The 20268-nt window shown below is 61.7% G+C and carries 25 protein-coding genes; 7 read left to right on the top strand and 18 right to left on the bottom strand.

Features of this window, described 5'->3' with window-relative positions; genetic code table 11:
• The first annotated feature begins 3 nt into the window (after nucleotides 1-3).
• Nucleotides 4-912, top strand: coding sequence for an STM4011 family radical SAM protein (locus tag OH799_RS19520; protein ID WP_406265994.1), 909 nt, complete (start codon nucleotides 4-6; stop codon nucleotides 910-912).
• Between the two features lie 30 nt (nucleotides 913-942).
• Here the strand turns inward: OH799_RS19520 and OH799_RS19525 are convergent, their stop codons facing one another.
• Nucleotides 943-1878, bottom strand: coding sequence for a helix-turn-helix domain-containing protein (locus OH799_RS19525; protein WP_406265997.1), 936 nt, complete (start codon nucleotides 1876-1878; stop codon nucleotides 943-945).
• Nucleotides 1879-3111: 1233 nt separating this feature from the next.
• Here OH799_RS19525 and OH799_RS19530 point away from each other — a divergent pair.
• Nucleotides 3112-4320 (top strand): 2-deoxy-scyllo-inosose synthase, encoded by a 1209-nt coding sequence (locus tag OH799_RS19530; RefSeq protein WP_406265999.1) that lies wholly within the window; start codon nucleotides 3112-3114, stop codon nucleotides 4318-4320.
• Nucleotides 4321-4636: 316 nt separating this feature from the next.
• Here the strand turns inward: OH799_RS19530 and OH799_RS19535 are convergent, their stop codons facing one another.
• Nucleotides 4637-5575, bottom strand: a complete 939-nt coding sequence (locus OH799_RS19535; protein WP_406266002.1) for an LLM class F420-dependent oxidoreductase — start codon at nucleotides 5573-5575, stop codon at nucleotides 4637-4639.
• 163 nt (nucleotides 5576-5738) lie between these two features.
• The gene (locus tag OH799_RS19540; protein WP_406266005.1) at nucleotides 5739-6209 is read right to left on the bottom strand and encodes a PPOX class F420-dependent oxidoreductase; all 471 of its coding nucleotides are present in this window, start codon (nucleotides 6207-6209) and stop codon (nucleotides 5739-5741) included.
• A gap of 121 nt (nucleotides 6210-6330) precedes the next feature.
• Here OH799_RS19540 and OH799_RS19545 point away from each other — a divergent pair, with 121 nt between their 5' ends.
• The 3 genes from OH799_RS19545 to OH799_RS19555 all read left to right on the top strand — a co-directional run bounded on the left by OH799_RS19545 (nucleotide 6331) and on the right by OH799_RS19555 (nucleotide 7934).
• Nucleotides 6331-6786 (top strand): MarR family winged helix-turn-helix transcriptional regulator, encoded by a 456-nt coding sequence (locus OH799_RS19545; protein WP_406266008.1) that lies wholly within the window; start codon nucleotides 6331-6333, stop codon nucleotides 6784-6786.
• A gap of 144 nt (nucleotides 6787-6930) precedes the next feature.
• Nucleotides 6931-7242, top strand: a complete 312-nt coding sequence (locus tag OH799_RS19550; RefSeq protein ID WP_406266011.1) for a colicin E3/pyocin S6 family cytotoxin — start codon at nucleotides 6931-6933, stop codon at nucleotides 7240-7242.
• Between the two features lie 317 nt (nucleotides 7243-7559).
• Complete coding sequence (locus OH799_RS19555; RefSeq protein WP_406266014.1) at nucleotides 7560-7934, top strand: YbaB/EbfC family nucleoid-associated protein; 375 nt, start codon at nucleotides 7560-7562, stop codon at nucleotides 7932-7934.
• Nucleotides 7935-7941: 7 nt separating this feature from the next.
• Here the strand turns inward: OH799_RS19555 and OH799_RS19560 are convergent, their stop codons facing one another.
• The 4 genes from OH799_RS19560 to OH799_RS19575 all read right to left on the bottom strand — a co-directional run bounded on the left by OH799_RS19560 (nucleotide 7942) and on the right by OH799_RS19575 (nucleotide 10339).
• Complete coding sequence (locus OH799_RS19560; protein ID WP_406266017.1) at nucleotides 7942-8130, bottom strand: hypothetical protein; 189 nt, start codon at nucleotides 8128-8130, stop codon at nucleotides 7942-7944.
• Between the two features lie 75 nt (nucleotides 8131-8205).
• Nucleotides 8206-8568, bottom strand: a complete 363-nt coding sequence (locus OH799_RS19565) for a hypothetical protein (RefSeq protein ID WP_406266020.1) — start codon at nucleotides 8566-8568, stop codon at nucleotides 8206-8208.
• A gap of 375 nt (nucleotides 8569-8943) precedes the next feature.
• Complete coding sequence (locus tag OH799_RS19570; RefSeq protein ID WP_406266022.1) at nucleotides 8944-9345, bottom strand: hypothetical protein; 402 nt, start codon at nucleotides 9343-9345, stop codon at nucleotides 8944-8946.
• Nucleotides 9346-9676: 331 nt separating this feature from the next.
• Nucleotides 9677-10339 carry a hypothetical protein gene (locus OH799_RS19575; RefSeq protein ID WP_406266025.1) on the bottom strand — a complete coding sequence of 221 codons (663 nt, stop codon included), beginning with the start codon at nucleotides 10337-10339 and terminating at the stop codon, nucleotides 9677-9679.
• Between the two features lie 582 nt (nucleotides 10340-10921).
• Here OH799_RS19575 and OH799_RS19580 point away from each other — a divergent pair.
• Nucleotides 10922-11482: a recombinase family protein gene (locus OH799_RS19580; RefSeq protein ID WP_406266028.1), complete on the top strand. Its 561-nt coding sequence runs from the start codon at nucleotides 10922-10924 to the stop codon at nucleotides 11480-11482.
• 406 nt (nucleotides 11483-11888) lie between these two features.
• On the opposite strand, the gene OH799_RS19585 is transcribed toward OH799_RS19580, so the two are convergent.
• The 3 genes from OH799_RS19585 to OH799_RS19595 form a co-directional block, all read right to left on the bottom strand.
• Nucleotides 11889-12545, bottom strand: a complete 657-nt coding sequence (locus tag OH799_RS19585; RefSeq protein ID WP_406266031.1) for a type IV toxin-antitoxin system AbiEi family antitoxin — start codon at nucleotides 12543-12545, stop codon at nucleotides 11889-11891.
• A gap of 238 nt (nucleotides 12546-12783) precedes the next feature.
• Complete coding sequence (locus OH799_RS19590) at nucleotides 12784-13011, bottom strand: hypothetical protein (protein WP_406266034.1); 228 nt, start codon at nucleotides 13009-13011, stop codon at nucleotides 12784-12786.
• Between the two features lie 209 nt (nucleotides 13012-13220).
• Nucleotides 13221-13571 carry a hypothetical protein gene (locus tag OH799_RS19595; RefSeq protein WP_406266037.1) on the bottom strand — a complete coding sequence of 117 codons (351 nt, stop codon included), beginning with the start codon at nucleotides 13569-13571 and terminating at the stop codon, nucleotides 13221-13223.
• Between the two features lie 133 nt (nucleotides 13572-13704).
• On the opposite strand from OH799_RS19595, the gene OH799_RS19600 reads away from it, so the two are divergent.
• Nucleotides 13705-14667 carry a helix-turn-helix domain-containing protein gene (locus OH799_RS19600; RefSeq protein WP_406266039.1) on the top strand — a complete coding sequence of 321 codons (963 nt, stop codon included), beginning with the start codon at nucleotides 13705-13707 and terminating at the stop codon, nucleotides 14665-14667.
• 4 nt (nucleotides 14668-14671) lie between these two features.
• Here the strand turns inward: OH799_RS19600 and OH799_RS19605 are convergent, their stop codons facing one another.
• The 8 genes from OH799_RS19605 to OH799_RS19640 all read right to left on the bottom strand — a co-directional run bounded on the left by OH799_RS19605 (nucleotide 14672) and on the right by OH799_RS19640 (nucleotide 20268).
• Entirely contained in the window at nucleotides 14672-15367 is a 696-nt protein-coding gene (locus OH799_RS19605) for a CheR family methyltransferase (protein WP_406266042.1), read from the bottom strand.
• A 114-nt stretch (nucleotides 15368-15481) separates the two neighbouring features.
• The gene (locus OH799_RS19610; protein ID WP_406266044.1) at nucleotides 15482-15760 is read right to left on the bottom strand and encodes a hypothetical protein; all 279 of its coding nucleotides are present in this window, start codon (nucleotides 15758-15760) and stop codon (nucleotides 15482-15484) included.
• Nucleotides 15750-16229 (bottom strand): hypothetical protein, encoded by a 480-nt coding sequence (locus OH799_RS19615; RefSeq protein ID WP_406266046.1) that lies wholly within the window; start codon nucleotides 16227-16229, stop codon nucleotides 15750-15752. Before OH799_RS19615 ends, OH799_RS19610 begins: the two co-directional genes overlap by 11 nt.
• Nucleotides 16226-16465, bottom strand: coding sequence for a hypothetical protein (locus OH799_RS19620; RefSeq protein WP_406266050.1), 240 nt, complete (start codon nucleotides 16463-16465; stop codon nucleotides 16226-16228). Before OH799_RS19620 ends, OH799_RS19615 begins: the two co-directional genes overlap by 4 nt.
• Before the next feature lie 966 nt (nucleotides 16466-17431).
• Nucleotides 17432-17743, bottom strand: coding sequence for a WhiB family transcriptional regulator (locus OH799_RS19625; RefSeq protein WP_406266053.1), 312 nt, complete (start codon nucleotides 17741-17743; stop codon nucleotides 17432-17434).
• Nucleotides 17740-19530 (bottom strand): AAA family ATPase, encoded by a 1791-nt coding sequence (locus tag OH799_RS19630; protein ID WP_406266055.1) that lies wholly within the window; start codon nucleotides 19528-19530, stop codon nucleotides 17740-17742. The genes OH799_RS19625 and OH799_RS19630 overlap by 4 nt, the downstream gene beginning before the upstream one ends.
• A gap of 91 nt (nucleotides 19531-19621) precedes the next feature.
• The gene (locus OH799_RS19635; protein ID WP_406266058.1) at nucleotides 19622-19966 is read right to left on the bottom strand and encodes a hypothetical protein; all 345 of its coding nucleotides are present in this window, start codon (nucleotides 19964-19966) and stop codon (nucleotides 19622-19624) included.
• A gap of 98 nt (nucleotides 19967-20064) precedes the next feature.
• Nucleotides 20065-20268 (bottom strand): DNA-binding protein, encoded by a 204-nt coding sequence (locus OH799_RS19640; RefSeq protein ID WP_406266061.1) that lies wholly within the window; start codon nucleotides 20266-20268, stop codon nucleotides 20065-20067.

Below are 20268 nucleotides of genomic sequence, written 5' to 3' on the forward strand. Positions count from 1 at the left end.
GCAGTGGATCTCACTATTCTCTACCGCGGCCCCCTGGCCTCCTGCGATTACGACTGCCCATACTGTCCCTTCGCAAAGCGCCGCGACTCGACCACCCAGCTCCGCGCCGACCGCGCCGCCCTCGAACGATTCACCCGGTGGGCGTGCGCGCAGACCGAGGATCGCCTCTCGATCCTGTTCACCCCGTGGGGCGAAGGACTCGTGCGATCCTGGTACCGCCGCGCCCTGGTCGAGTTGTCCCGGCAGCCGCACATCAACCGCGTCGCCATCCAGACCAACCTGAGCTGCCGCACCGAATGGCTCGCCGACGCCGACCTGGACACCGTCGCCCTCTGGTGCACCTACCACCCCGACCAGACCCCCTACGACCGCTTCCTCGACAAGACCACCCACCTCGGCCGCGCCGGCGTACGCTTCAGCGTCGGAATAGTCGGCCTCCCCGACCATCTCGACCACGCCCGCCGCCTGCGCGCCGACCTGCCCGACCACATCTACCTGTGGATCAACGCCGCCGAAGGCCACACTTACACCGACGAAGCCGCGTCCACCTGGACCGCCGTCGACCCGCTTTTCCCGTTCAGCCGCCACCCTCACCGCTCAGCGGGCCTACCCTGCCGCACCGGCTCCTCGGTGATCTCGATAGACGGCGAAGGCACTGTCCGCCGCTGTCACTTCGTCCCCACTCCCCTGGGCAACCTCTACGACAACACCTACCGCCGAGCCCTCACCCCCCGCTCCTGCCCCCGCACCGAATGCGACTGCCACATCGGCTACGTCCACCTGGAAGCCCTACCGCTCTACGACATCTTCGCGGGCGGAGTACTGGAGCGCATCCCGGCTCTTCTCCACCGCGGCAGCCCCGCTGCCGTCCTCCCCTCGCTGAGCCTCCCGATCAGACCGGCTCACGCCTGAACTCGGCGGATCCCAACACAACCCACTGTTTCAGCGGCGGCGTGCTTCTTGCGGTGTCAATCCGAACCGTTCCTTGAAGGAGGCGCCGAAGGCACTGAGCGAGCTGAAACCGCTGGCGTAGGCGATTTCGGCTACGGTCCGGTCGGCGGAAGCCTCGCGAAGATGGCGGCGTGCTCGGTCCAGCCGCTCAGTACGGATCAGTTGACTCGGTGTCGTACCGGTGCCGTGCAGTGCCAGCTGGACCTGCCGCAGGGACCAGCCGAGGTTGTGCGCGATCAGGGTCGGGGTGAGTTCGGGGTCTGTGGCGTGTCGGCGGATGTAGTCACGGACTGCGGTGTCGACTGCTGCCAGAGTGGTGGGCAACTTTTCACCGGGACGCAGGCACAGTCTGAACAGATCGATCATCACATCGCACGTCGTGGCAAAGCCGAGCCCATCAATGACGTTGCGCTGCTTGCTGAGCTCGCCGATCATGCCGAAGGCAACCGATCCCAGGCCCTGTCTCAGGTCGATCACCGCAGGTCCGGCGCCGGCGGCGAGGGGCAGCGCGCCGGCGGGGATGTTCATCACCCACCCTTGTGCGTTCTGCGGCTGTGCGACATCGACCGGACGTGCTTTCGTGACCAGTGCGCCCTGTCCGGGCACGACCTGAACGGTGCTGTCGTCTTGTCGTAAATTCATCGCGCCCCGGGTCGGAACTATTATGCGCAGGCTCGCATCGTCATCCCGGCGTATATCTGTGCGCGTTCGCGAGTAGGTGATGCTGGCGGACCGAAAGCCGATCAACTGGTATTCCGCGTAGTGTTGGGCCCTCGTGCTGCCGTGGAATGTCGACGCACTGCCGAAACGGAACTGCAGGGTGCCCTGGTTACGGAGGATGTGCTCGACCCAGAAGTCGGTGGACTCGCGGGCCGAGACCACGGCGGTGTCGGCCTCCTGCACGAGGTACTGCTCAGAAAGTGCCATGAGCAATCCTCCAGCGGCTTGCGCGTTTCCGTGCGTCACATGCGCGGAAAAGGTCGAACGAGCACAGGTGCCCTCATAACGTTTGAGTCAGTCTACTGACACCGATCACAACAAGGAAGACACCACGCCCCGCCCCAACCTGCCACCAGGTCGGTGAAGACCAGTAGGTGAGAACGATTACGGCCCCTGCGGTGCACAACGGCGTGCAGCCGAATTGAGCAACGGCGCTCGGTGGGGCCGTAATCGCACTGACCGATAGTTGTCCGCATGACGAGTACCTCGAATCGACGTCATGCTCGGAAATTCGATAAGCGGTAATGCGACACGACTGCACGCCGAGTCGACGGCACACAGGTGCGCATCTGCCGCCCTACGATGACAGACTCGTCCGGCTGCCAGAGGTACCTCTCGTAGCCGGCCGGCCGGAGGACCGGATAGATTCGATGACTGCTCTCCTACCTCTCGCCTACGGATACCTGCGGGACGGTTTACCTTCGCGACTCGAATCCGAGCGAAAACAGACTGCGGACCGCCGCAGGTCACTCGGGAAAGTCGAAAGGTAAGTATTTTGCAAATTTAATACCTCCTCGGTCGAGGATCGAGGAGAGGTCGACGCTGCACCGGGTTTGCCTTCGGTTTATGACGGCGGGTGCCGACGGGTCATCGAAACGACATTTCCACCACAGGTCGGCTACCGGTGATTGTATGGGCTGGAGCCGTCCTGAATTCTATTCTTCTACATTTTATTTCTGTGCGGCGCCGAGAACGGTGTGGATTTCGGCGAGGCACGTGGACGAAATCGCAAGACTTATAGTTCTTGCCCATCCGTTGGCAATCGGGCAACCTGCAGCAGTGCACCAGCGGCTGCTGAATCTACCAGGGGGATAGCAACATACGCAGCCGAGAGCTCGAAGCAGCCCGGACATCAGGAGTGCGGGCTCGTAGCCCCGAATCCGATCCCACGACCAACGGTTCAGCCCTGGACAGCAACAGCCGATTGTTCGTCGCGGAAGACTTTCGGCGACCTGGGCTTTGTTCTTTTTCAGATCTACTCCGAGCAGAGTGGGCGGAATTATGCATTATGACAATGACTCATCCAAAGGCGTTATTCTCTTTACTGGGAACCGAATGGTTGCTCTCAGCACATAGCTCCGATTATAAAATTAGAATTCCGAGCACCGGGGTAGATGCGCTTATCGCCCCGCCGTAGAGTTACGACTGGAAGCAGAATCAATGGCCTCGACCGCGCAAGACTTCTTATCACACCCACGCATGCAACAGCGCCACATCCGGATCGGCGAGTCTTCGTTTCCATACCTGTTCAGCAGCAACTGTCTCGACGCCATCGCAGAAACCCTGCACACGCTCGACGCGGACAGATTCGTGGTCGTTACCGACGATCACGTCTTCGGCCTGCACGGACAAGCATTGCTTCGCGCTCTGGGAACCGGGACGCCTGTCACGATTCTTCGTCATGAGCCCGGTGAGGCGATGAAGACACTTCCGTCTCTTGCTGAGCATATCGAGCACGCTTTGGGCGATGGCGCCACACGAAGATCAGTCGTCGTCTCCTTCGGTGGAGGCGTGCCGGGAAATCTGGCGGGATTGATGGCAAGTCTGTTGTTCCGCGGGGTACGACTGGTCCATATCCCCACCACAACCGTCAGCGCTATGGATTCGGTACTGTCGCTCAAACAGGCCATAAATAGTAGAGTCGGCAAGAATCATGTCGGTAGCTACTACACGCCAACCGCAGTACTCACCGACGTAGAACTCTTCGGCACCCTGTCTCCTCGAGAACTTCGCTCCGGACTCTGCGAGATGGCCAAGAATTGTTTGGCCATCAAGCCTGAGATTATTTCCGAACTACAAGAAATCTTGACCACGGGGAATCTGGCCGCGCCCGAGTCGCTCCTGTGGCTATTGGATGCCAGTATCAGCGCGAAGGGGCAGGTAACGAAGAACGACACGTACGAGCGAAAAGACGGTCTCGTTCTCGAATACGGCCATACAGTCGGACACGCCATCGAGCTGCTCGACCATCGGCAACGCGATGCCGATGGGCTTTCACATGGGGAATCCATTGCACTCGGTATGTTGATTGCCGCGCGAATATCGTGTGCTCGCGGATGGCTGACGGAAGCAGATGTCCGCATCCACGACGAACTCGTGGCGAGCCTCGGCGTAACGACGAGTATCCCCGAAGGAGTCACAGCGGACCGCATCATCGACACGATTCGAGACGACAACAAACGGGGATACTTGCCGCTGCCGGACGATGCCGCGGCTTTCGTGCTCCTCGAGCAGCTCGGCGTACCTGCGCGATCGGGTGAACTGCCACTGGTTTCGGTCGGCTTTCAAGAGGTGCAGGACGCATTGGACGCGTTCGACGCAGCAGGGCGCGAAATCCTGTCCCTTGCCCCGGCGGATTCGGTTCGATAACTACTCGGAGCAGATTCGGATCGGGTGGGTAACAGCGCATTACCCTGCATGGTTGCGTGGTGGATCCAGCGCATCGCTGCCGCAAGGTCTTCGGCTTCTTCGCTGTGCGAACTCGATGACTCGGCGTGCTGTCGGTAGAACTGCACTATAACGCCTTCGGCCCCTCACCGGAATTCGGGTGAGGGGCCGAATGGTCGTGAGGGATCAGCCGACCAGCACCGGCTCCCGAAGCGTCACCGCGTCGCGGTCGCGCTGCCGGAGTTCGCGTGGCTTACTTCCCTCACGTCGATACCCGGCAGGATCCTTCCGTCGCGGATCAGTCCAGCTGCGGCGCGATCTCGGCGGCCACCAGGTCAAGGTGGTCGAGGTCCGAGAGGTCCAAGTACTGAAGGTATAGACGGGTGATACCGGTCGCCTCGCGATAGCGGCCGATCTTGTCGACCACCTCGGCGGGGGTACCGACAAGCTCGCTCTGCCGCTTCAGATCGGTGACCTCACGGCCTATGGTGTCGGCACGGCGGGCGACTTCAGCGTCGTCGCGGCCGACGCACAGCGTGAGCGCAACCGACCGAGTGATCTCCTTCGGATCGCGCCCGATCTCACGGGCCGCCGCATCCACCCGCTCGAATTGCCGTGCGGCCGTGGCGGAGTCGACGAACGGTAGATTGAATTCGTCGGCAAATCGGGCGGCCAGCGCCGGAGTGCGCTTCTTGCCGACACCGCCGACGATCACCGGCGGGCGCGGACGCTGCGCCGGCTTCGGCAGGGCCGGAGCGTCTTCCAACCGATAGTGTTTGCCGAGGAAGGTGAAGGTCGAACCGTCCGGCGTCTCCCACAGGCCGGTCACGATTTCCAATTGCTCGGCATAGCGGTCGAAACGCTCGCCGAACTCGGGCAGTTCGATGCCGTAGGCGGTGTGCTCGGCATCGAACCAACCCGAGCCGAGGGCGAATTCGATGCGGCCGCCGGACATCTGATCTACCTGTGCCACCGAGATGGCCAGCACCGACGGGTGCCGGAAGGTGGCGGAAGTGACCAGGGTTCCGAGCCGGATCCGGGACGTTTCGCGCGCCAGACCGGCGAGCGTGATCCAGGCATCGGTCGGCCCGGGCAGCCCAGACGCCACACCCATTTTCAGATAGTGATCCGACCGGAAGAACGCGTCGAATCCGGCGTCCTCGGTGGCCATCGCGACGCGAAGCAATTGATCGTAGCTGGCCCCCTGCTGGGGTTCGGTAAAGATCCGTAGGTCCACCCGCTCCACCGTAGTCGTGCTCGCGAAGCGATCCGACTCGCGAGCGGTAGCGGGCCGCATCGAGCGGCCGGGTGGCCGAACAACTGCCGGCGTGGGACGCCACCGCCGTCAACGGCAACCGGATGGATCCCTTGGGAGTCGCGCGCTAGGTGTGGGCGCAAGGTCAGCCCACGACGTGATCCGGCTGGATGTGGAGGATCACCCGCTCGACATTCCGTCGCTGCTCGTAGGGGTAGGTGTCCAGATCTAGATACTTGCGCGCGAGCTGGTCCAGGAATGTCTTCCCGGGATCTGGCTCGATCTCGACGACACGCCCGCGGACTTCCAGGTAACGATAGGGGTCGTCCGGATCGAGGATCGAGACCGACACCCGCGGATCCCGCTGGATGTTGCGGTATTTTTGCCGGTCGGTGCCAGTTGAGACGAGCAGCTGCCCGTGGGCGGCGTCGAAGTCGAACCATACCGGGTGTGACTGCGGCTCACCGTCCGGCCCCAGAGACGCGAGGTGCGCGAAGCCTTTCTTGTCGAGAATGTCGGTATGGCTGCCGGAGATCGTGGCAGACCGTGTCTGTCTGCTGCGTGTCCGCCGGTTGATGTCGTCGACATCGTCCGCCTTGCTGCGGATCTCAGCCATCGTTTCTCCTTGCTGTCGTGAATTCGGAGCCAAAGTCGGCGCGACCGCACCCTTTCGTGAGGATCATCCACCTCCGGCGTGTCAGCATGTTGACACACACAGTGTGTGTCAACATGCTGACATGAGTCAAGAGGAGATCGTGGGCGACCTGGAGCAGTCGGTGGGCTACGTCCTCAAACAGGCCCAGGCCGCACTGCACTCCGCCATGGACGCGGTGCTGCGCCCGCTGGAGCTGACCGTGGCGCAATACGCCTGCCTCGAACAGCTCGGCCGATACCCCGGAAGATCCAACTCCGAGCTCGCCCGTGGCGCGTTTGTCACCCGCCAATCGATGAACCTCGTACTCCGCGGCTTACAAGACCGCGGCCTGCTCACCCGACCCGAGCGGGCGCCCCAAGGCAGCGCGCTGCCCACCCAGCTCACGAGCGCCGGGCAGGAAAAGCTGCACGCCGCCAGCGTGGCCGTGCGCACCATCGAACGGCAAATGTTCTCTCCGCTGTCTGCGGAAGAACAACGTCGGCTGCGCAACGACCTTGCCGTCTGTGTTGCCGCCATTCCCCCGGCCAAACCCAAGTAGTAACAGCCCAGCTGATAGACGCCCGCCAGGATCCGCCGCGCCTTCCTGCGTCGGTCCAGGGACGCGAGCAGACTGCTGCGCGTCCCTGATCAGATCAGGAAGCAGGGCGCCAAGACCTGCGCGGAAGTCCGTACACTCGCCGGCGTGGTCGTCACCAAACGTCCGTTCCCGCTGTTGCACCCCGCATCAATGTCCGACCCAGCGGCCATCCGCGAGAACGATTGGGCCGCGTTCCGCCAGCTCGCGGCAGTGCATGACCATTGGGCCCTGACAAAGCGGATGGGAAGAAGGAAGTCCTGGAAGGATGATGAGGGGAATACGTACGAGTGGGACTATCAACACGGCGCGGTAGAGAAGTACAACAAGAACGGCAAACATCTCGGCGAATACGATGCCGAGACCGGCGCTCAAACCAAGCCTGGCGACTCGACGCGCAAGCCGCAGTGGAAGAAGTGATATGTGGTACTTAGAAGCGTTCGATAAGAAGACCGAATTTCTGGTGCGGGACCATCCTTTGCAGGGCCTCGACACGCCGACTTTGCAAGGCATCCTTCACTTCGACGATAGCTGCGAGATCGACGGTGTCAATTACCCCCCGGAGGCCGGGGGGTACGACGTCCCGCCATCGAAGCTACCGAAGCTCGCTCCGTATCTGCCAACCGATTTCGTTGTCGACGAATCATGCGATTATCAGGTTGCTTACTACCGGGAATAACCGCGGGGCGGCAGCCCATGTTCTGACGTCTTCTTTTGAAAGCCTGAGGTGTGCTGTCATGGACTATTTGAACCAGTGGAATGAGGACCAGCGCCGGCTCGTCGCGGAATGGAAGAGCAAGTACCAGACTTTGCGACGCGGGCTGGCACAAATCGCCGTTCGCGCCAGTTCCCGCGGTGGCGAGTTGGGCGTGACCGTGGACGCGCAAGGCAACGTAACCGATTTGCGGCTTACACCGCAGGCGTTGCGCCTCGGCGACGCACAGCTCGGCCGGGTACTGCTCGAGACGATTCAGCGTGCCCAGTCGGAGGCTCACCAACAGGCAGAAGCCGCTGCACGGTCCTATACCGAAAATCCGGAGTCTGCTGCTGCGATGAAGTTCATTCAGAACCTCCTCGACCCCGACAACGCGCCGACCACAGGTAGGCCTTGAGCTGCCATCAATAGATGGGCGGTGGATGTCTAGCTGACACCGATGCGCTGGCCCCGGCTGATCTAATCGTCGACAGGATCGGGTGGATCGCCCAGCCGAGTTCGAACGGGTACATCCGGTATTCCCGGCTCGCGCCGAACGCTTCGATCAGGTATTGCTTGGCTTGTTCCGGGGTGAGAATCGGTTCTGCTGACATATGGGCTCGTATCATGTTTCAGCGGTACGGAACTATTCCAATCAATGGACCGCCAGCTGTAGTCACCGGTGCGAGTTACCGTCCCGGCCAGCTGATCGTCTTCTCAGCACTCAGCGGATTTCCGTCAGCGTCGACTTCTTCATAGTCGACGCTGAACTCAAGACCAGCGCTTCTGCAGTGCTCGGCAAGATTCAGAAACCTACCAACCGCCACCTCGGTCAGGCCGTCGATATGTCCTTCGAGAAGGAAGTATGTGGGCGTACCCAACCCCCCGGCATCGTAACAATAGAGTTCGAATCCGTCGGTCTCGTAGTAAACTTGGAACCCGCGGTGCGGCCTCATCTGCAAATCGTTGATCGACAGCCATGATCTAAGTATCTGTTCCACAATTTCCGGGCTATCCGTATAGAAAGTTCCATGGTACGAGGTAATTGCCATTGATCTCCTTTGTTAAATGCAATGGACGTGGCTTGAACTTATACTTGGTTATCCCAGGGTTGAGTCGCACAATGACACGGACAGAGGGGTTGGGGCTAGTGAGTTTCTATGCCGGTCCATTCGATCTGCGGAGGCGTTCCCGAGGCGCGTGCGGTGGTTCACCGTAGGTTTCGATGAGCGCCGTCGAGGCTCAAGAGCTCCCCGCTCAAATCGTTTATGGCATAGCGATTTTCGAGTACAAGGCAGGTCTTCGATCGATACAAGTCCTCGGTGGGCCCGCTGGTGGTTGGCAATGACACGCCCACAGGCGTCGGCACCGGCGCGTTGGGGTGCATTCGATCATCTCGTCCGGTTTCTCATAGATCCGTCTTTGTGCTATCTGAACTTCTTTGCTGACACCGCGCCCGGCGTGCTGCGCCTTACGATCTTCATCACCGACGGCCCGCCAACTGACAGTTGATGTGCCAGCGGCGTCTGACCCCGCGGAATCGCCGAAGCGTAAGCGCCGCGTCGGCGCCCTGGATCCGGTGCCAGACGAGAAGGCAAGCAGTGCAACGACATCCCGCCGCACGACGGGTCGCGAATGTGGCGGAAGACCACCACCACCGGCCAGTCATCCGGGTCCTCGCCCTCGGTCAGCCAGCACAGCATGTCGCCGTTGTAATTGCCGCCCCACCGCAGCAGGCCGCCCGGTGCCGGATACCCGGGAAAGGGCACCTCCAAGGCTTCGTAAACGCCATAGCCGTTGTCCTCTTCGGCCACATCCACCAAGGTCATCAGAGTCGACGTGTCATCCTGCTGCCAGGCGGGGTAGTTGACGCTGAGTTCGTCGTTGATCGCGCCGTCGCCGTACAGATCGATGAAGTCCCGATAGTCGCGCGGCAGCCCGACCCCATCGCCTTCTCGATTCGTGCCCAGGGCGGGGCGATCACCGGACCCAGCGGCGAAGGCGGCATGACCGCACTCAGCTGCGCTACGGCAGGATGCACGAGACGCCTTCCTTCCAGACCCGATGCGGTCCGGACGCAGATACCTGTTCGCTTCGATCCGGGGCCGTGCCGGCGGCCCGGCCGAGGTGGTTCGAAGTCGACAACAGCAGGGTGTGCGGTCAGGAACAATCGAACCAGTGACCGATCGGGCGACCGGGGCACGATGGGCACTCGAAGATGTACACGCCGCCCATATCTCCCAGCATCAGACCGGCTGCATCCCACGCCGCCTTGCCCTGTTCGGAGCGCCACGGCTCCTGTGCGTCGTCGACCGCCCGGTCCTCGATAGGAAGCCAGGTGCGCCAGGACTCCCCGTCGTACTCCCGGCTGTCCACTGTGAGGAGATGATGCATACGCTGGCCGCACGAGTCACAGTCGGGCCATACCGGTTCCTGGGTCCAGCCCGGATAGCCACCCAGTTTGATCCCGGGGGCGCCGGCGAGATGGTAGTGATAGCGCCAGCCCGTGTCGCTTTTCAGCTGCGCGAACCGGTCCTTGAGCGCGGCCCAAACGTCGTCCGGCAGATCCCAGCTAGGGTACTCGGTCACCTGCTCGGGATGCACCACACACGGATTGGGAAGGTGGTCCTCCGGCGCTTCGGCAGGCGCCGCAGGAGTTGCCGTCACCTGGTCGACCGCGCGGGCGTCACGCCAATAGACCCGCGGCAGCGGGTAATAGCTATCACCGTGCTCGAACGGGCACCACAGCACCTGCAGCAGATCACATCCCTGCGGGAACGACATGCTGGGAGCATCGGCCTGATACAGCTGCACGATCGGCACGAATGGAACCGCGGCATCATGGACGTCGGGTTCTTCGGTGCACATCGGCCAGGGTTCCTCGGCCGGCCACAGCAATGGGCCTCCGACCGAACTATCACGATAGGTGGGGTCGCCCGAACGTGGGTGAAGTCGCACTGTACTTCTGCGTAGGGGTATCAGCTCGGGAAACAACTCCTCAACTGCGACTGGCCGAGGCGGCGTGTGGCGGGCCATTCACATCTCCTACAGGGCTGGTCCGAGTCGGCAACAGCGTAGGGAACTCGATCTCGGGGTGCCGTTAAGGCCCACCACGTCTGAGAAGTCATCGAGCTGAAACGTCTTGATGCCCTGCGCGTGGAGGGCACGTATCAGTGATCGGGAGCCGCGACAGCCGCCGCTTGCAGGAGGTGCTGCAGCTGCGGTGGTGGACCGGCAGACTTCGCACCGGACACATCCGACCCCACAGACAACTCGAGAACGTCCGGTAACGAAGGTTCACGAGGCACCCCTGGCCGCAGCTGGTTTCCACAGGCCAGAACTGTAAAGGTTGCCGTGTACGCAGCAACGTGAACCTGTCGGGGGTTCGCAATACACTTGCGGGCCATGCGCATCGGCTACGGGCGGGTCTCCACCCGCGACCAACACCCCGAAGCCCAACACGACGCGCTCACCGTGGCCGGCTGCGAACAGATCTTCATCGACAAGGCCTCCGGCAAACTCGCCTCCCGCCCCGAACTGAGCAAAGCCCTGCTGGTAGCCAATCGGCCCAAAGACCAACTGGTGGTGACCAAAATCGACCGACTCGGCCGCTCACTCGAGCACCTGATCGAGCTGTCCAATGCGCTCCGGGACCGTGGCGTGGATCTGGTCGTGCTGGACCAGGGCATCGACACCTCCACCGCCGTCGGACGCATGTTCTTCCAAATCCTCGGCGCGATAGCCGAATTCGAACGCACCCGCGACGGGCTGGCAGCAGCCCGCGCCCGCGGACGTACCGGCGGCCAGAAACCCAAACTCGGACCCGCCAGGTCCAACTTGCCCGGCAGATTTACGACGAACTCGACGAACACGGCAAGCGCCGCTACACCGTCGACCAGATCGCCGCCGAGTTCGGCGTCACCCGCCCCACTATCTACCGGCACCTCAACAAGACGACCCCCATAGCGTCACCACACCGGGGCTGACCAGGAACTACGCGAACTTCGTTGGATTTTCGGCGATTACTACCGGGACCCCACCCAGGTCACAGCCCGACGGATGGCTCATCTTCATAGGCACAGGACGCCGGCCTAACTGTCGACGACGCGATCGAACTCGGCGAGATGCTGACTATCATCGACCAATGGCTAACCGACAGCGACCAGGCCGTGGTGCAGTCCTTCCGGCTGGCCCTACCGCCTCGAGGAAACCGCCGAGCTGCTCGCTCACCAGATGCGTACGAGCAAGAGCAGTTCCGCCGATGAAGTGCAGTCGGTCGCCGAACCCGCGGCTGATAGTCGCCAGCAGATGGGAGATCAGATGGTCGCGCTCGACCTGCTCGGGTGAAACTCCGAATTGAACTGCGACACTGTCACGTTCGTCGATGCTCATGCCCCACCCAACCTTCCGCACGCCGAAGCGCCGCACCCCGACGCTGGTCCGTAGCGAGCTGCGTAAGCCTCGCCGAATCACTACGGCGGTAGAGCGTCTCGATCGCCGGACGAACCTCCGTTTCGGCGTTGCCCAGTTCCGGACGCTGGGCAAGATCGAGCACCGTCTGCTCCGGCGTCGTGACGAGCGCCGGGCCCAGCGGCGTTTCGACACGCTCCGCGTCGAGCGCTTCGGTATCGCGGCGGACGAACCGGACTTGCGCCGAGCGGTCGGTCAGCGCGATCGGCCGATGCTGGCGCGGTACCGCGACAACTGCGGTCGCCAGTGCACGAGGCGCGGCTCCCAGCACACGAGCCGCGCTGATTCCCATGACAATGGCCTGATCCGTCCCGTAAATCGACGATGCGATACCCGCGGCGACCGCCTCGAGGCCAGGCAGCCAGGTCCGGCCTACATAGTCCGGCGGGACGATGACGTAGTAGCCGTGAGCAACGCGGTGCAGCACGCCCCGATCGACGAGACGCGCGATCTCGGGCCGCGGTTGGGCGTAGATGCCGGCCAAGTCCTGCGGCCGTAGGGTTCGAAGCGGTGCTCGCCAGAGCTCACTGGGCAGCACGGTGCTGCGATACTCGGCCATCAACACCACCTCCGACATAGTATGCATATAGTTGGCTAACACCCAACGAAATGCATACTACCAAAGAGGTGGTGTCCCCTCATCCACCAACTCGATTTGTCGCCGGTCTAGAGGTTGCCGATGGATACAGCGTGATCGGCAACGTTCAGACCAGATACATCTCCGCAATGACCAGGCGTTTTCCGGTTGCCCATGTTTTGCGTGTCCTGCCCAGGGCACGTCACAGAGCCGCGACCAACTAACCAGCGGACCAGAGCATCGTCGAGACCGACACAAAGAACCACACATCACGGTCGGTGCCGGTACGCCCTTCCTGGCCGAACTGCTGGCGGCAGACCTTGACGGCCGGACCAGTGCACCCTTGGTGTTCGAGAGTCGCACCGGTGGTCATCTGCCGTTGGGCGAGTTCCGTTGGGCCTTCGACCAAGCGGCGACTGCGATCGGCCTCGACGGTGTTGTTCCGCATGGCCTGCGCCACACTGCGGCGTCGTTGGCGATCAGTGCGAGCGCGACCATCAAGGTCGTGCAAGTGCCCCCAGTCGGACTCGAAACAACTTTGACGCCCTGGTCAGGGGGCAGAAATCGCCTCTACCAGCAAAAACACATCACCGTGATTCACGGTAGATCACCATGTTTCATGGGCAATTGTGGGCAATACATGGGCAGCCTTGCCCGCTACGCCCCGTCCAGACCAGCGGGCATATAGCCCGTAGCCCATCGGGCATAGGTCTGCTCAGGCGACACGGTGATTACATCGGCCACGGCCACGAGTTCCGCAGGGACTGCCGCCCATGCAGGGTCGAAGTGATGTCCGCTGGGCGCGATTACGGCGTCGACGCCGAGACGGGTAACAACCACCCGCAACCGGTAGATCGGGTCGGCGGTGCGCTCGTTGAACACGATGGTCTTGCGCAAGTCATAGCCGAGCCGCTTGGCGGTGCTGCGAATTTGCATCTCGTCCCACTTCTGCCGCACACCGGAGATGTCACAGCGTACGTACCCGATCGCGCCGGGCTTTGATGTCATGAGGTCCCCTCTGCTCGTGTGGTAAGCACCCGCCGCCGGGGAACCGATACCAGGGCCGGTTCGACCCGGCGGCGGGGCTACGGGAAAGTGTGTTCTGCCAGCACCGTTCGTTGAACGGGCTTAGTGTTTGCCTGTGTTTACTGATTCGGGGGTGACCGGCGAGCTGCTGCGCGAGCTGCGCACAATCGCCGATATCGGCCTGCGACGCATGGCGAGCAGGACTTGCTTCACCCCTGGCTATCTATCCCTGATCGAGACCGGACAGCGGCCCGTAACGGTAGCGGTGCTCGACGCGTACAGGTCGGTGCTGACCGATCCTGTGCTGGGCATGGAATCCGTTGACCTGGAACGGCTCGGCGCGACTGTAGGTGACCCGTCCAGCGCGGGCCGTGCAGGATTGGAAGACCTCTCGGCGATCCTGGACCGCACACGGCATCTAGAGGACATTGTCGGGGCCGCATCCGTCGTGCAGCTGGTTCGCGGCATGGATGCGACAGCGCGCACCCTGGCGCGGCACCGAGCGGGCGGTACCGCATCTGCCAGCCTTGCATCTGAAGTCGCGCGATACCGAGGATGGCTGGAGCACGCCACGCAGCAAGCGCATCTCGCCGACCGCGTACTCAGCGACGCCGCCAAGCTCGCAGAGGACGGCAACGATCCGTCACAGCTCGCACACGCGCACAGCTTCCGCGCATACACGGCCCGCCACAACGGCGACCTACAGCGCGCTGTAGACCTCACGGAGTCGGCGATAGCCGTCACACGTGCCCACCCGATTCTCGGCGTGTACGACCGCTATCAACGCGCCGAACTGCTCGCGCTGCAAGGAGACCGACGTCGAGCGGCGCGAGCGCTACACCACGCCGACGCGGCAGCGGCAGCAACAGAAGGGATCGACCTTCCCGCATTCGGGTACTGGTACACGCCGGGCTTCTGGGGCCTCGAACGCGGCGTGGTGCTCGCAGCGATGGGCCGTACTCCCGACGCGATACGGGAAGCCGAGACCGGATACGCGGTGCTGCCAGAGGACCACAAGGGCACCGACTGGGCACGCTCGATGCTTGCCCAGATCGACCCGGACATGGGCACGCACTGAGACGTTACGCAACGGGGTATTGTCCGGGTCGATCTGCATACAGCGGGTCCCGGGCAGGCTCAAGTTCGAGGCTGGAGAGTCGTTGCACGGCATCGGGATATGGCCTGCCGAACACCCTACGGTCTCCGAGGCTGGGGGCCACGACGGATAATTCATTCCAATGTGCGTAACGCACGGCGAATACGCCGTCGTCGGGCAGGGAATCGCGCAACCGGGCAATCAATGTGATCCGCTCGGACGGATGGAGGTGGAGCCAGACATTGCGCAGCATGATCACGTCGGCAGGGGCCACGCCTTCATAGGGGAGCATTTGTGTCGTCGGCACGAATTCGATTAGGCCGCGAACATCTGCACGGACGCTGAGATATTTGTCGTCGGTATCCGGGACGTAATACTCACGAAAGTGTGGGGAGAGTCGACCCATGCGAAAATCAATGCTTATCTCTGACGCCCGGTACACGCCGCGTGTGGCGATAGCCTGACGGTCGGCCTGGGCATCGTGGGCGATGATCCGCACATCGGCTATCCCTGCGTCGAGTAGGTGCATAGCCAGGACATACGCATCACCGCCGAGTTGATTGCCTGCCGCAATGACCGTAACCGGCCGCTTCATAGCCCCGATCAGGGTAGCGAGCCTCGCGAACCGCGAGGGGTATATGCCGTGACCCGTGACCTTGAGGCGTAGGAAGTCCTTGTCCATGGGGCAATTCCTCTCTTGAAAAGGTTTGCCGCCCGGGAAGTGTGGCACGTTCCCCCAGTGGGAACGGAGTAAAGCACCGGGGGAAACACTTCCTGGGCGGCAGGGAATCGCCTACTACGTCGTAGGCGACGACTCGGTTTCGAGTTCAGCAAGGCGTGCTCGTGCGTAGCTGAGCATCAAGTTCAGCTGCGCATTGTCGGGCTCTCCGGTGAACTGTTTAGGCGGGCCTGCGAGCGCGTGCACTATCGCTTCTTCGGCTCGCTGAGCTGTCGCAAGTCTCTCCCGATTTACCTCGGTCTGACTCATGCCGAAAACCCCGGCGCGACCCATATTCCGGACGACGCCGAAATGCTCAGCGGCGAGTTCACGCAGTGTCAGCATTTCAGTTGCCATCCTTCATCTTCACAGGACTGTAAGAGCGCTTCCGGCCGCCCCGGACTTCCATAGCGCCAGCTCGCAATGCGTCAGCCGCCCGCTTGGCCTTATCGGTGCCACGGCGTTCAATCGCGTTTGCGGTCTGCTCTCGACACTGCCCTTCACTGACACCTCGAACGGTGAATTGCTTGTGGCCACCACGCGCGGTCTGCTTCTCGTGCTCCGACCACGCTCGTTCCAGGATGCGGGCATACTTCTCACGCGCGGCACGTCCAGCCGGGGTGTGCAGATACGGATCACGCACCGGGGCACAATCATCGTCGATATCAAAGCTTTCGGAAACGTCCTTGTCGAGAAACAAGCCGTCGAAATCATCGGCGAAACCCCCGGCAGCCTGCGCCATATTCGCTCGCGCCTCATGCACCGACATCGGGGGTCGACGGATACCGCGAAGGCCCATGTCCTCAATCCGCTGAAACATGGTCATGCTCCCTGAAAATATGCGTGACGAAGTGCGATAGCGTCACGACGGGCAGTATCCAGACGCGCCTTCGCTTGCTCTCGTCGTTCGAATGTCAGCTCGTCGATATGGAGGGTCCTACGCCCCTGCTTGTCGATGCTTTCGTGTGCGGACCAGTTTTCCGGCCGCTTCGACGCGAGATATTCCGCCTCCGCCTGCTCGACGCGCTTTTCCGCATCGAGCAAATCTTGAATCCTGATCATTTTGGTAAATCTCTCTTTCTACTGCGAGCCACACCACGGGCACGCTGCCTTGCCCTGGTCGAGTAATCCCACCTGCCACCACTTGCGCGCCCTTACCGGCTCGATAGACGCACCTGGGCCGATGTAGGGCCTATCTGTGCCGCACACCACGCACGGGACCCATTCCGGGGCGGAACTTTTGCGTCCGAACATCTCTTCCGTCATGCTCCGCGTCCGTTCCGTCCCAGGTGGTTAGGGATCGGGGACTTAGCCGCTTGCGGGACGTGCCTGGCGCGGATCTGGGCGAGCTTGCCGCTATGCTGATCGGCCTTGGGTTTGCCGTGCCGCTGAATATCCTTCAGCGCGGACAGAAACACCGTGACGAGCCGGGTAGACGGCCCGTTTGGTGCCGCGTCGCATTGATCGGCGATCGTGCGCGCTAATTCCCCCAGTGCGGGGATCACGTCATATTCGGCAAGAGTGCGTTCGATCGCTTCCCGATGAGTTCCTGGTCGATTCGGTGGAATTCGTCGAATCTCGGACATTTCTGCGGTACCTTTCGCGCGCGATGGGGCTATAAATCCAGGGGAGAGAGCTCAGCTGCCTGGCGGACGTGTCAGGGCCAAGGGTCTTTGAGGTTTCACTAGGCCCCTCCCTTCTTCCTGCTCGCGCTGTAGTCAGTGACCACGGACCTATCGAATGTCCACGACTTACCTACAAGCTTCCCGTCCAAGTCTTTTGCGATATAACGGACTCGTCGTTGCGAGCATCCGAGTATTCGAGCTGCCTCGACCGAGCCGATTGATTCTGATTTCAATTCTGAAGAACCCGGCGTCAATGAAGTTCCCGTGGCGGAACCAAGCAATTCGAGTTCGATAGCCAGTCGCATATCCATTCGCTGCAACACATCGGGCACCGACCCGTAATGCTGCCGATGCCGGATCATTTCACCTACGACATAACGGAGCATTCGAACGTCGTCGATATCTAGGAACATGAGACGCCCTCTTGAAGCTCGGTCGGCGTACGTAAATGACCCGCCCATATTCCTTGTGCCTGGTCGCCCAGATTCTCAGCGGCGGCAGAGCAACGGCCCATTACCGGACATACACGACATACCCCCACCCCCCGGTGGTGCCTTGCTTCCCGCTGCTCTGGGTCCTCCCCAAATACATCTAGGTCGAATAGGGGTGCCATCCCTATACAGGCGGCATCATCGAGGGCGGCGCCGATGTCAGTGAGTGGTGCGGCTATACGAGGCCAGCGGCGCCGGGGCTTGCGGCGATAGCGAGACGTCATGCCGCACCGCCGTCGACAATGCGTCGATCCCACTCGGGGCGACAGGTGAGATGAGTGGGTCCGTTGCCAGCGGAGTATCCGAGCTGCGTGCCGCAGACTGGGCACCGATCGGTGGGCTTCGATCGGCCAGACGAGTCTCTATCTTTGCCAACGCGGGGGGCATATCCCCTAGGTGGCACAGATGGCATAGATGGCATAGATGGCATAGATGGCATAGATGCTGGTAGAGCAACTATGCCACTCGTAGGAGGTGGCATAGTTGACTGACCGAGTGGCATAGTTGGCTGACCTGCATCTATGCCATCTATGCCATCTGTGCCACTCCCCGGGACATGGGGTCGATGTGGCACAGATGGCAGCTCCCAATAGCTTCGTGGGGGGGAACCTTCGAGTCGAGGCTTGACGCCGAGCCTCTTCCTCGCTCGCTGTAGCGTCCGCTCGGAAATATCCGCTCCCCTGGCAGCCTTCTTGACCTCAGCCGAATCTGTGCCCGGTTTCTCAGTCAAGAATCTCGTAAGCCATGCTTCAGCTCCGGTCCGATCGTCGGCGTCCTCGCTACCGGATTTCGATTGCGATCGAAGGACATCGCCGACCGTCCGATCCGATGCGCCGACGATGACGAACCGACCTACATCAGCAGACCGGCCCGAATCCGTCGTGACAGTCGTAGATTCAATTCGATACATCAGCGCAAGGTCTTCTTCGCCCAGCGAATTCTTCTCCTGGGACATGATTCGGTCACCATCTTCGGATTCAGGGTCCTTCGTGAATCCGAAGATTGCCCTCGCTACTTCACCGAAAGCGGAGGAGCCATTTATTCCTGCAACAATGTCGCCATTGCCGGACTTATTGAGGTGAGCAATTCCGAGTACCACTCCATCGATTTTCTCGGCGAGTTTCGCCCAGGGCTCGATAAGTGAACGGACCTCGTTATTCCGGTTGATGTCGGTTTTTGATCCGATCGTTGACATAAGCGGATCAACGATGACGAGCTTCACGTCATGAGCAATGAGTTCACGAGTGAGATTGTCCATGTCGTGCGCGGACAGGAATCGCACTTCTTCACCGTCAAGATTGACCTTCGGCATGAATACTCGGCCCATACTCGCTCCCGCCGCACGCAAACCAGGTTTGACTATGTACTTGGCCGATTCCTCAGCGGCTATGTACGCGACACTGACCGGATGGCCGTACCAATGACCTTCGAGAGTTCCGTTACTCGCCTGTGCGGCAGCCCAGCGCCCAGCAGTGGACTTACCAGCGCCAGGTCTGCCAGCAAACAAGGCGAGCGCACCCACTGCTATCCGCCCTTTGCCCCCGTACTCCCACGCCCAGACCGGCACATCGTCATATTCGTCCGCGAACGAGACGAGACGAACCGATCGTTGCTTCGCGCTCACCTCCTTGAGAGCCGCTTGCAGCTGCGGCGCCTCGGGTTGAGTCAGGTCGTCAATGCCGTATTTCGCATCTAGGTGGGCGATGAAGTCTGCGCATCCCTTTGCAGGTTCGGCGACATCGACATCCACCGCGATACCTTCCAGCCGTCTGCGTAGCTTCTCGGCCTGCGCGCGCGAAGCCTCGTTTCGATCCGAGACGATATATACCGTCCGACCTCTCGCCCATTCGGTCGAACCATTCGGCTCAGGGCAGACCGCATATATTCCCGCTGACCGGGCAGCGACTACGCTTTTCCGGCTCGACACGGCGAGGACAGGCGCGTCACAGTCCTCTGGCAGCTCCGAACCGCTTTCGAGGAAGTCGGCGCCAGGCGCATTAGAATTGGTCATATCGGAAAACTCCTGAATTTTCGATGTACGGCCCGGCGGGTGTTGGTTCCTACTCGCCGGGCCGACTACTGGGTGCAGGCCCTTTTTCGAATTACAGGGGGGTGATCAACCTTTCGTGCTCGCGATCTAGTAACTCGGCAGCCGAGACGCCGAGCATTCGCGCGATGACCATCAGCTCACCCACGGTCAATGCACGCCCTTCGGTCGCGAGGGCATCGGCGATTCCGGCGCATGTCGCCCGGGTCGCTGCGGCATCCCATTCGACGCACTCACAGCACGAAAAGACCTGTCCACGAGGGCCGAACCCGGCGGGCTGAGACATGAGCCCCGGAACGTCCAGGTCTCGATCACAGTCGATGCACGAGAGCCCCTCGCTCTGCCGTTCGGATAAGTCTTCGGCCTCGAACCGGCGGGCGTGGTGAGTAAAGTTAGACATGACTTCTTCTCCTGTGAGTTGGGGTGGTCGTCGATGGCCCGGGTAGCGGTGGCCGCCGCTCCCGGGCCGCTTGGTCTTGGGGTAGGTCCGGTCGACCGTCACGCGGCCCCCGGCTTCCTGGTGTTGGCATCCACCCAGGCGTCGACGGACTCCCAGGTGTAGAAAATGCGCCTACCCAGGGATAGAAACGCTGGCCCGGTACCCCGGTAACGCTCCTGTGCTAGTGCGGCGACTGTGGTCCGCCGGAATTCGGCAACCTCTTTCGGCGTCGCCAGCGGCGACCGGTGATACCTCTCGGTCAT

The organism is Nocardia sp. NBC_00881 (assembly GCF_045207455.1).
In the GTDB taxonomy this organism is placed as follows: Bacteria; Actinomycetota; Actinomycetes; order Mycobacteriales; family Mycobacteriaceae; genus Nocardia.